The sequence below is a fragment of the Streptomyces sp. NPDC093586 genome (genome assembly GCF_044764905.1).
GTDB lineage: Bacteria > Actinomycetota > Actinomycetes > Streptomycetales > Streptomycetaceae > Streptomyces.
In genome coordinates this window covers 338,931-349,667 of sequence record NZ_JBIWJA010000002.1, presented here as the reverse complement: position 1 = coordinate 349,667, position 10,737 = coordinate 338,931, and the positions used below count along the sequence as shown (strand labels likewise).

Genomic DNA, 10,737 nt, shown 5'->3' with positions numbered 1-10,737 from the left:
GCGGATCCGGACCAGAGGAGGCCGGGGCGCCGACGGCGCGTGCCACGGTGTCCGTCAGCAACGGTGTGATCGGCGCGGGCCCGGACGAGTCGGAGGCCGCGCCGGAGAAGAAGCCCGGAGCGACCCCGGAGGCCAGTGCCGAGGCCGAAACCGAGGGCGAGGCCGCGGTCGCGGTGGCGGCAGACCCCGAGGCGGAGACCGGGCCCGAGACCGACACCGAGACCGAGCCCGAGACCGCGGCGGGCGTCGCCGCCGCGCTGCGGGGGAGCGGCGCCTCCAAGTCGCCGGAGACCCCCAGGACGGAGAGCGAGCCGAAGGGCGCCGAACCGAAGGGCGCCGAGGCGGAGGGCGCCGAGGGGGAGACGAAGCCCGGGGCATCCGAAACGCCGTCGTCCGAGGAGCCGCCGTCGCCTGAGAAACCGTCGCCGTCCGAAGAGGCGACGGCATCCCCCGCCCGGCCTGCCGCAACGGCAACCGCCACCGGCGCCACCACCGGCGCCACCGCCGGCAGCACAGCCGCCGCTCCGGCCGCGGCCTCCAGGCCCCGCTTCTCCTGGCTGCGTGCCGGGCGCACCGGAGCCGCCGCCACCACCGTCGCCGCGGCCACCGCGACCGCGTCCGGCAGCGGATCGGGCGACGGCTCCCCGGACTCCGAGGCCACCGGCGCCTCCGGGGACCCGAACCGGATATCCCGCCCCATGGTCGCCGCCGCCGCGATCGGCGGAGTGATCCTCCTCGCCACCCCCTTCATCATCGGTGCCGTGTCCGGCGACGATCCGAAGGACGACAAGAGCCGCGGCACCGCGGCCGGGTACACCGGCCCGAGCACTTTCCCGTCGGGGTACGTGCCCACCGCCGAGCAGGACGGCGACAGGGCCCCGGGCGTCAAGGCCCCTGTCGGCAAGCAGGACACGGCCTCGAAGACGCCTCCCGAGCCGCAGAGCAACGCCGTCGCCGACTCCGCCGGAAAGGAGAGGGTGGCCGACGAACCGCCGCCCACCGGGCCCCGCGAGGCGACCACCAAGCCGGAACCCGATTCCAAGGCACCTGCCGTGGGACCGACGACGGAATCCAGGTCCCACGCCGCCACCACCCGGTCGTTCTCCGCCTACGAGGGCCCGCACTGCTCGGGCTCCGGCACCTCCTACCGCGAGCACGGCTCGTCCAAGGTCGCCAACGACGGCGACCAGTGGACGACCGCCCTCGGCGGCTACTCGTCCAACGGCTGCACCGGCCGGTACCGTTCGGTCCCGATGTCCGGTAACAACAACGACGCGGGCAACTACGCGACCTGGTCCTTCGACACCGGCTTCGACACCGCGGGCACCTGCCGCGTCAAGGTGTACATCCCCGGTTCCGGCGGTATCCGGCACGTCGGCGGCGACCCGTCCTACTACACCGTCCACGCCGGCGGCAGCTCCTCCGGGGCGCAGCTCGCGAGCTTCACGATCGCCCAGGTCGACCACCTGGGGCAGTGGGTGGAGGCCCCGAACGTGAGGATCAGCGGCGGAAGCCTGTCGGTCGTGCTGCACGACCGCGGCAAGGACTGGAACTCCAAGGGCGACACGGACGCACACCACGCGGCGGACGTGATCCACGTGAGCTGCAGCTGACACTCTCCGGTACCGCACCGGCCGGGCCCTGGGGCGCAGGGCGGTGCGGCGCTCCGCCCCCCCCATGGGCGGCGCCGGACCGTGACGCCGGAGCAGCCCACCGCCCGGCGTCACCGCCGCACCCCAGGGACTCGGCTTCCTCGACGCGGAGACGGCCGAGTACCGGACCGACCGCTACCGCTGGGAGGAAGCGCTGGAACCGCTCGCCCCCGGGCTGTCCGTACAGCCGTGTTCAGCGCCGGCCCCGACCCCCTGGGAACACCGGCTCAGGGCCACACCAGGCAGTACGCCTGATGCCCCGCCTCGTGCAGCCGATGCGAGAAGTCCTGCCACTCGTGCAGCAGCCGGTACACGTTGAACGCGTCCCGCGGGCCGCCCCGGTCCGGGACCGTCGACCAGATGAAGGCCGCCGCGCCGACCGCCTCCTCGCCGATGCCGCGCAGGGGGTCGACGACGGTCATCGGGAGTTTCACGACCGCGTAGTCGGGATGCAGGACGACCAGTTCCAGCGGGGGCACCCGGTGCAGGGGGACGCCCTCGATGCCGGTGAGGACCATGGCCGCCATGGTCTCCGGCTTGATCTTGGTGAACATGCCGTTCATCCCGAGCTCGTCGCCGCCGAGCTCCTCGGGGCGCATCGAGATCGGGACGCGGGCCGCGGTCGCGCCGTCGGGCGCACCGAAGTACTTGTACGTCACCCCCACCCGACCACCATTCCCGCTCCCCGCCACCGGCCGGCCGGTCCGTCGGCCGGTCCGGTCGGGCTCGTTCGGCGCACCGTGTGCCTGACGTGTCTCGCGTGCTTCGGCCGTGTCCTCCGCGTCGCGTCGGTGCCTTCCCCGCCGGGCACGTCGAGGACCCAGGCCGTCGGTCCCCTCGCCCAGTCCGCCACCGCGATGCATATCTCCACCCGACTGCTTTTCTAGGACGCGTGACCCCCGCCGCGCAACCCGATCATCGTGTCAGTGACCTCCCCCACGGCCGCCCGCCGAAACGTGCGGGGGACATATGGCCGTCGTACGGCCGTCATGCCCGCAGGAGCCGGCGGCCCCTGCCCGCGCCGCCCGCATGAGCTGCGTGGACGGACTCCCAGTCTGGCAGACGACACGGTGTTCGGACCGGTTGTCTACCCTGAACGAGGTCACCCTGGGCAACCAGAGCCGGAGCAGGGTCCGAGAAGTCGGAGAAGGTCGAGAAGGTCGGAGACGTCGCAGGTCATGAGCGAACTGGCATATCCATACGAAGCACCGGCCTCGCAGGCTCTGTTCGACCGTGCGTCGGTCGTCACGCCGGGTGGTGTGAACTCCCCGGTGCGGGCGTTCCGCGCCGTCGGCGGCACGCCCCGGTTCATGGTGTCCGGCACCGGGCCTTACCTGACGGACGCGGACGGGCGCGAGTACGTCGACCTCGTCTGTTCCTGGGGTCCGATGATCCTCGGGCACGCGCACCCCGAGGTGGTCGCCGCCGTGCAGGAGGCGGTCGCGCGCGGGACGTCGTTCGGCACGCCCGCCGAGGGCGAGGTCGCCCTCGCGGAGGCGATGACCGAGCGGGTCGCGCCGCTGGAGCAGGTACGGCTCGTGTCCAGCGGGACCGAGGCCACCATGTCGGCCATCCGGCTCGCCCGCGGGTTCACGCAGCGCACCAAGGTGATCAAGTTCGCCGGGTGTTACCACGGTCACGTCGACTCGCTGCTCGCCGCCGCCGGGTCCGGCGTCGCCACGTTCGCGCTGCCCGACACCCCGGGCGTCACGGGTGCCCAGGCGAGCGACACGATCGTCCTGCCGTACAACGACCTCGACGCCGTGCACGCGGCCTTCGCCGCCCACCCCGGTGAGATCGCCTGTGTGATCACCGAGGCGTCGCCCGGCAACATGGGCGTCGTGCCGCCGCTGCCCGGGTTCAACCAGGGTCTCAAGGACGCCTGCGCCGCGAACGGCGCACTGTTCGTCTCCGACGAGGTGATGACCGGCTTCCGTACCAGCCGGGCCGGCTGGTACGGCGTCGAGGGCGTCGTCCCCGACCTGATGACCTTCGGCAAGGTCATGGGCGGCGGCTTCCCCGCCGCCGCGTTCGGCGGGCGCGCCGACGTCATGGCGCACCTCGCCCCGGCCGGACCCGTCTACCAGGCCGGCACCCTCTCCGGGAACCCGGTCGCCACCGCCGCCGGCCTCGCCCAGCTGCGCCTCCTCGACGACGCGGCCTACGCCAAGGTCGACGCCGTCTCGGAGCAGATCCGGGGCCTGGTCACCGAGGCGCTGTCCAAGGAGGGCGTCGCGCACACGCTGCAGACCGCCTCCAACATGTTCTCCGTCTTCTTCACCGACGGCCCGGTGCGGAACTACGAGGACGCCAAGGCGCAGGAGTCCTTCCGGTACACCGCGTTCTTCCACTCGCTGCTCGCGAACGGCGTCTACCTGCCGCCGTCCTCCTTCGAGTCCTGGTTCGTGTCCACCGCCCACGACGACCGGGCCGTGCAGCGCATCGCCGACGCCCTTCCGGCGGCGGCCCGCGCGGCCGCGGAGGCGACGGCATGAGCGACACGCGCAACGACGAGCTGACCGTCGTCCACGTGATGCGGCACGGCGAGGTCGAGAACCCGACCGGCGTGCTCTACGGTCGGCTGCCCGGCTACCACCTCTCCGACCTGGGCCGCCGCATGGCCGACCGGGTCGCCGAGCACCTCGCCCCGCGCGACGTGACGTACGTCGTGGCCTCCCCGCTGGAGCGGGCGCAGGAGACGGCGACGCCGATCGCCAAGGCGCACGGCCTGGACCTGGACACCGACGAGCGGCTCATCGAGGCCGACAACGTCTTCCAGGGCAAGACCTTCGGCATCGGTGACGGCGCGCTGCGCCGGCCGGCCAACTGGAAGCACGTCGTCAACCCGTTCAAGCCGTCCTGGGGCGAGCCGTACGTCGACCAGGTGGTGCGGATGATGGGCGCGCTGACCGCCGCCAAGGACAAGGCGCGCGGGCACGAGGCCGTCGTCGTCAGCCACCAGCTGCCGATCTGGATCCTGCGGTCGTACGTCGAGCGGCGGCGGCTGTGGCACGACCCGCGCAAGCGGCAGTGCACGCTGGCGTCCCTGACGACGTTCACGTTCCGGGGCGACCGGATCGTGTCCGTGGGCTACACGGAGCCCGCCCGCGACCTCGTCCCGGCCCATCTCCTCGCGGGGGCCAAGCCGGTGAAGGGGAAGGGCAAGGCCTTCGGGGCCTGACGGTCCCGCAGCCGGCGTCCGCAGCCGGCGTCCACGGGCGGTCGTCCACGGGCGGTGGTCGTTCGCGCCCGCCGCCCGCCGCCCGCCGCCCGCCGCCCGCCGCCCGCCGCCACCCTCCGCGAACCTCGTTACGGAATCCGCACAAATATACGGAACCCGTACGTTCGTCACGTCCTCTCACCCAGTGACCACCCAAGGACGTGACGAACGAGGTTGCGATGCGCACTTCCACCCGCACTCTCACCCGCAGGGGGATGCTCGGACTCGGCGCGGGTGCCGCGGCCGCCGCCGGGCTCGCGGGCTGCGGCTCCCACCCGTCGGACGGCTCGCACCAGGCCGGCGGATCCGCCGGGCGGCCGTCGCCGTCCGGCAGCACGGCACCGGCCGCCCGCCCCATCGGCGACGGCTCCACGTCGTACACCGGCAAGCAGCCGCACCAGCCGGACGCGCCCGTGCCGCTGGAGCCCGGTCAGACCCCGCCGCAGTTCGTCGTCTTCTCCTGGGACGGCGCCGGCGAGGTCGGCAACGGACTCTTCCCGCGCTTCCTCGACCTCGCGAAGGAGCACGGCGCGCACATGACCTTCTTCCTCTCCGGGCTGTACCTGCTGCCCGAGTCGAAGAAGCGCCTCTACGACCCGCCGAACAACCCGCGCGGCGCCTCGGACATCGGCTACCTCACCGACGACCACATCAAGGAGACGCTGAAGAACGTCCGCCGGGCCTGGCTGGACGGCCACGAGATCGGCACGCACTTCAACGGCCACTTCTGCGGCGGCCGCGGAACGGTCGGCAACTGGACCCCGGCGCAGTGGCGCAGCGAGATCGACCAGGCGAAGTCGTTCGTGAAGGAGTGGCGGACCAACACCGGCTGGACCGACCTGCCGTCGCTGCCCTTCGACTACGACAAGGAACTCGTCGGCGGCCGCACGCCCTGTCTGCTCGGCCAGGACAACCTGCTGCCCACCGCCCGCGCGCTGGGCTGGCGCTACGACGCCTCCTCGCCCGGCGGCCGGCAGGTGTGGCCGGTGAAGAAGGACGGGATCTGGGACCTGCCGCTGCAGCAGATACCTTTCCCCGGCCACTCCTTCGAGGTCCTCTCGATGGACTACAACATCCTCGCCAACCAGTCGGTCAACTCGACCAAGGCACCCGCCCACAACTACCCGGGCTGGCGCGACCAGGCCACCCAGGCGTACATATCCGGCTTCCAGCGGGCGTACGAGACGAACCGGGCGCCCTTCTTCGTCGGCAACCACTTCGAGGAGTGGAACGGCGGCATCTACATGGACGCCGTCGAGAACGCCCTCAAGCACATCGCGCGGGAGAAGGAGAAGGGCGGGGACATACGGCTCGTCTCCTTCCGCCAGTTCACCGACTGGCTGGACGCGCAGAAGCCCGAGGTGCTCGCCAGGCTCCGTACGGTCGAGGTGGGGCAGCAGCCCGCCGGCGGCTGGAACGCCTTCCTCAAGGACACCTCCGGCGGGGGCTCGACACCCACCGGGAACGCTGCCTGAAATGCGGGTTTCCGCCCGTGAGGGGGGCGCGCAAGATCCCCGGAACGGACATGCGAAACTTTTCACATGAGTGCCGCCAGCCGCGCCCCCCTGCGCTCGAACCGCACCGCCGTCCGCGTCCGCCGTCGCGCCGCCCTGACCACCGGTGCGGCCGTGGCCGCTCTGCTCGTGTCCGCGTGCAGCTCGGGAGGGACCTCCGGCGGCGGTGGCCAGACCGGCTTCGTCACCGGCTCGGACGGCATCTCCACCGTCGAGAAGGGTGAGCGGGCGGACGCCCCGGACCTCTCCGGCGAGACCGTCGACGGCGGGCGGTTCTCCCTCGCCGACCACGAGGGCAAGGTCGTCGTCCTCAACGTGTGGGGCTCCTGGTGCCCGCCCTGCCGGGCCGAGGCCAAGAACTTCGAGAAGGTCTACCGGGACGTCAAGGACAAGGGCGTCCAGTTCGTCGGCATCAACACCCGCGACACCTCCACCGGTCCGGCCCGCGCCTTCGAGAAGGAGTTCGGCGTCAGCTACCCGAGTCTGTACGACCCGGCCGGCAAGCTGATGCTCCGCTTCGAGAAGGGCACCCTCAACCCGCAGGCCATCCCGTCCACGCTGATCATCGACCGGGACGGCAAGGTCGCCGCGCGCACCCTCCAGGCGCTCAGCGAGGAGAAGCTGCGCAAGATGCTCGACCCCGTCCTGGCGGAGAAGTGACGTGAGCGCACTGTCCACGCTCGCCGTGGAGGGCAGCAACGGCACGGTGCTCAACGGCGCCCTGCTGGTCGCCCTGCCCATCGCCCTCCTCGGCGGCCTCGTCTCGTTCTTCTCGCCCTGCGTCCTGCCGCTCGTCCCCGGCTATCTCTCCTACGTGACCGGGGTCACCGGCACCGACCTCGGCGAGGCCCGGCGCGGCCGCATGGTCGCCGGCGCCTCCCTCTTCGTCCTCGGCTTCACCGCCGTCTTCGTCTCCAGCGGCGCTCTGTTCGGCTACTTCGGCCAGACCCTCCAGGAGAGCCAGGGCGTCCTGACCAAGGTGCTGGGCGTCTTCATGATCCTCATGGGCGTCTTCTTCATGGGCCTGATGCCCTGGCTCACCCAGCGCGAGTTCCGCTTCCACCGCAGGCCCGTGAGCGGCCTGATCGGCGCCCCGGTGCTCGGCGCCCTGTTCGGCATCGGCTGGACCCCCTGCATCGGCCCGACGCTCGCCTCCGTGCTGGCCCTCTCCGCCGACCAGGGCACCGCCGGCCGCGGCGCCGTCCTGACCGTCGCCTACTGCCTCGGTCTCGGCATCCCCTTCGTGCTCGCCGCGGTCGCCTTCCGCAAGGCGCTCGGCGCCTTCGGCTGGATCAAGCGCCACTATGTGTGGGTGATGCGCATCGGCGGAATCATGATGATCGCGACCGGCCTGCTCCTGCTGACCGGCGCGTGGGACCGCATCGTGCAGGACATGCAGACCTGGTCCAACGGCTTCACTGTAGGGATCTGACTCGATGAGCACGACTTCGAAGACCGGGTCGGACAAGACCCCCGCCGAGGAGCCCGCGACGGCCCGTGAGGAGGACCTGGGCGCCGCCGGCTCCCAGCTCTCCACCGCTCCCCGGGAGGACGCGCCCACCCTCCCCGCCCTCGGGGTGCTCGGCTGGGTGCGCTGGTTCTGGCGGCAGCTCACGTCGATGCGGGTGGCGCTGCTGCTGCTCCTGCTGCTGTCGCTGGGCGCGATCCCCGGGTCGCTGATCCCGCAGGAGGGCATCGACGCCACGAAGGTCGTCGACTTCCGCGCCCGGCACGACGTCCTCGCGCCGCTCTACGACAAGCTCGGCCTCTTCCACGTCTACAGCTCGGTGTGGTTCTCCGCGATCTACATCCTGCTGTTCGTCTCCCTCATCGGCTGCATCGTCCCGCGCACCTGGCAGTTCGTCGGCCAGCTGCGCGGCCGGCCGCCCGGCGCCCCTCGGCGCCTGACCCGGCTGCCCGCCCACACCACCTGGCGCACCGAGGCGGAGCCCGAGCAGGTCCGCGAGGCCGCGCTGGCACTGCTGAGGAAGCGCCGCTTCCGCGCCCACACCGTCGGTGACGCCGTCGCCGCCGAGAAGGGCTACCTGCGCGAGGCCGGCAACCTCGCCTTCCACATCGCGCTGATCGTGATGCTGATCGCCTTCGCCTGGGGCCAGCTGTTCAAGTACGAGGGCAACAAACTGATCCTGGAGGGCGACGGCTTCTCCAACACCCTCACCCAGTACGACGACTTCAAGTCCGGCAACCTCTTCGACCCGGACCACGACCTGACCCCCTTCAGCTTCACCCTGAAGGACTTCCACGGCACCTACGAGGTGACCGGCCCCAACCGCGGCACCCCCCGCACCTACGAGGCCGAGGTCACCTACAGCGAGGGCGCCTACGGCAAGGACAGGCCGACCACCATCAAGGTGAACAAGCCGCTGGAGATCGACGGCTCGAAGGTCTACCTCACCGCCCACGGCTACGCGCCCGTCCTCACCGTCAAGGACGCCAAGGGCAACGTCGTCATGGACCGCGAGGCGACGGCGCTGCTGCCGCAGGACGCCAACGTCACCTCCTCCGGCGCCGTCATGATCCGGGACGGCTACCGCAACGCCCAGGGCGTGAGGGAGCAGCTCGGTTTCTCGGCCGTGTTCGTGCCGACCTTCGCCGGGGAGGGGCAGGGGACGATGTTCTCCCAGTTCCCGGCGCTGATCAATCCGAGGCTCGCCCTGAACGCCTACCACGGCGACCTGGGCGTGGACGCGGGCACGCCGAAGAGCGTGTACCAGCTGGACACCCGCAAGCTGAAGCAGTTCAAGGACTCCGAGGGCAACCCGTTCGCACGGCGGCTCGCCATCGGCGAGACCATGACCCTGCCGAACGGCGCCGGGACGGTGACCTTCGACGGCGTCAAGGAGTGGGCCAACTTCCAGGTCACCCGGCAGCCCGCCAGCGGCTGGGCGCTCGCCGGCGCCGTCGTCGCCATCCTCGGTCTCGCCGGCTCCCTGTTCATCCAGCGCCGCCGCGTGTGGGTGCGGGCCGTCAAGGGCGCCGACGGCGTCACGGTCGTCGAGATGGCGGGCCTGGGCCGCAGCGAGTCCACGAAGCTGCCCGAGGAGCTCGGCGAGCTGGCCGGGGTCCTGTACGAGCGGGCGCCCGGCGCACCCGACGCCGACGCCGATCCCGAAACCCCCGATCCCCGAGTCGTACCTGCCGAAGGGGCTGAGAAGTGACTCTCGCCGCCGCAACAGAGGCCGCAACGGAGTTGGCCGCCGCCACCAACGAGCATCTCGCGAACCTCAGCAACACGCTGATCTACTCCGCGATGGCCGTCTACACCCTGGCCTTCTTCGCCCACATCGCCGAGTGGCTCTTCGGCAGCCGCAGCAAGGTCGGCCGTACGGCCGCCGCGCTCACCGCGGCCACGGCGGAGAAGGCGAAGGCCGCACCCGCCGTCACCGTGAACAAGGCCGGCGGCACCGCCGTGCTGGAGCGGCCGAAGGTCACCGTGCGCGCCGCGGCCGGCTCCCGTGACGTACCCGACGGGCCGGGCGCCCACGGTGGCACCGAGAAGGGCGACCTCTACGGGCGGATCGCCGTCTCGCTCACCGTGCTCGCCTTCGCCATCGAGGCCGGTGGCGTGCTCACGCGGGCCCTGTCGGTGAAGCGGGCGCCGTGGGGCAACATGTACGAGTTCAACATCACGCTCACCACGGTGGTCGTCGGTGTGTACCTCCTGCTGCTCGCTCTGCGGAAGAACGTCCGCTGGCTCGGCCTGTTCCTGTCCACCACGGTCCTGCTCGACCTCGGCCTCGCCGTCACCGTCCTGTACACCGCGAGCGACCAGCTGGTCCCGGCCCTGCACTCGTACTGGCTGTACATCCACGTCTCGACGGCGATCTTCTGCGGCGCGGTCTTCTACGTCGGCGCGGTCGCCACGATCCTGTACCTCTTCAAGGACTCGTACGAGAACAAGCTCGCCACCGGCGGCACCCCCGGCCGCTTCGCCAACTCGGTCCTGGACCGGATGCCCGCCGCCGCCTCCCTCGACAAGTTCGCCTACCGGGTCAACGCCGCCGTCTTTCCGCTGTGGACGTTCACGATCATCGCGGGCGCCATCTGGGCGGGCGACGCCTGGGGCCGCTACTGGGGCTGGGACCCCAAGGAGGTCTGGTCCTTCATCACCTGGGTCGCCTACGCCTGCTACCTGCACGCCCGCGCGACGGCCGGCTGGAAGGGCCGCAAGGCCGCCTACCTGGCCCTGGCCGCGTTCGCCTGCTGGCTGTTCAACTACTACGGCGTGAACATCTTCGTCTCCGGCAAGCACTCCTACGCCGACGTCGGCCTGGGCGCGCTCCAGTCCGCCGGCTTCTGACCCGGAAGCACCGAGCGCCGCGAGGCCGGT

At 71.5% G+C, this 10,737-nt stretch carries 9 protein-coding genes; 8 read left to right on the top strand and 1 reads right to left on the bottom strand.

All coding sequences use genetic code 11. From position 1 onward, the window contains the following. The first annotated feature begins 47 nt into the window (after nucleotides 1-47). A complete protein-coding gene (locus tag ACIRFH_RS03810; RefSeq protein WP_403516922.1) occupies nucleotides 48-1,613 on the top strand; it encodes a hypothetical protein in 1,566 nt (521 codons plus the stop codon). Nucleotides 1,614-1,879: 266 nt separating this feature from the next. Here the strand turns inward: ACIRFH_RS03810 and ACIRFH_RS03805 are convergent, their stop codons facing one another. Then, nucleotides 1,880-2,317, bottom strand: coding sequence for a hypothetical protein (locus tag ACIRFH_RS03805; protein WP_345617162.1), 438 nt, complete (start codon nucleotides 2,315-2,317; stop codon nucleotides 1,880-1,882). Nucleotides 2,318-2,830: 513 nt separating this feature from the next. Between ACIRFH_RS03805 and hemL the strand changes: the two genes are divergently transcribed. The 7 genes from hemL to ccsB all read left to right on the top strand — a co-directional run bounded on the left by hemL (nucleotide 2,831) and on the right by ccsB (nucleotide 10,707). Continuing rightward, nucleotides 2,831-4,147: a glutamate-1-semialdehyde 2,1-aminomutase gene (hemL, locus tag ACIRFH_RS03800; RefSeq protein ID WP_403516921.1), complete on the top strand. Its 1,317-nt coding sequence runs from the start codon at nucleotides 2,831-2,833 to the stop codon at nucleotides 4,145-4,147. After that, entirely contained in the window at nucleotides 4,144-4,833 is a 690-nt protein-coding gene (locus ACIRFH_RS03795; protein WP_403516920.1) for a histidine phosphatase family protein, read from the top strand. The genes hemL and ACIRFH_RS03795 overlap by 4 nt, the downstream gene beginning before the upstream one ends. Before the next feature lie 218 nt (nucleotides 4,834-5,051). After that, a complete protein-coding gene (locus ACIRFH_RS03790) occupies nucleotides 5,052-6,347 on the top strand; it encodes a hypothetical protein (protein ID WP_403516919.1) in 1,296 nt (431 codons plus the stop codon). 66 nt (nucleotides 6,348-6,413) lie between these two features. After that, the gene (locus ACIRFH_RS03785) at nucleotides 6,414-7,046 is read left to right on the top strand and encodes a TlpA family protein disulfide reductase (RefSeq protein ID WP_403516918.1); all 633 of its coding nucleotides are present in this window, start codon (nucleotides 6,414-6,416) and stop codon (nucleotides 7,044-7,046) included. A 1-nt stretch (nucleotide 7,047) separates the two neighbouring features. Continuing rightward, the gene (locus ACIRFH_RS03780) at nucleotides 7,048-7,818 is read left to right on the top strand and encodes a cytochrome c biogenesis CcdA family protein (RefSeq protein ID WP_403516917.1); all 771 of its coding nucleotides are present in this window, start codon (nucleotides 7,048-7,050) and stop codon (nucleotides 7,816-7,818) included. Between the two features lie 4 nt (nucleotides 7,819-7,822). Further along, nucleotides 7,823-9,565 (top strand): cytochrome c biogenesis protein ResB, encoded by a 1,743-nt coding sequence (locus ACIRFH_RS03775; protein WP_403516916.1) that lies wholly within the window; start codon nucleotides 7,823-7,825, stop codon nucleotides 9,563-9,565. Nucleotides 9,566-9,657: 92 nt separating this feature from the next. After that, complete coding sequence (gene ccsB / locus ACIRFH_RS03770; RefSeq protein ID WP_403516959.1) at nucleotides 9,658-10,707, top strand: c-type cytochrome biogenesis protein CcsB; 1,050 nt, start codon at nucleotides 9,658-9,660, stop codon at nucleotides 10,705-10,707. Nucleotides 10,708-10,737: the final 30 nt, after the last annotated feature.

What these genes read in the sequence shown, in the direction of transcription:
- hemL (WP_403516921.1), top strand. Translation starts at nt 2,831, where the DNA reads ATGAGCGAACTGGCATATCCATACGAAGCACCGGCCTCGCAGGCTCTG.
- ACIRFH_RS03795 (WP_403516920.1), top strand. Translation starts at nt 4,144, where the DNA reads ATGAGCGACACGCGCAACGACGAGCTGACCGTCGTCCACGTGATGCGG.
- ACIRFH_RS03790 (WP_403516919.1), top strand. Translation starts at nt 5,052, where the DNA reads ATGCGCACTTCCACCCGCACTCTCACCCGCAGGGGGATGCTCGGACTC.
- ACIRFH_RS03785 (WP_403516918.1), top strand. Translation starts at nt 6,414, where the DNA reads ATGAGTGCCGCCAGCCGCGCCCCCCTGCGCTCGAACCGCACCGCCGTC.
- ACIRFH_RS03775 (WP_403516916.1), top strand. Translation starts at nt 7,823, where the DNA reads ATGAGCACGACTTCGAAGACCGGGTCGGACAAGACCCCCGCCGAGGAG.
- ccsB (WP_403516959.1), top strand. Translation starts at nt 9,658, where the DNA reads ATGGCCGTCTACACCCTGGCCTTCTTCGCCCACATCGCCGAGTGGCTC.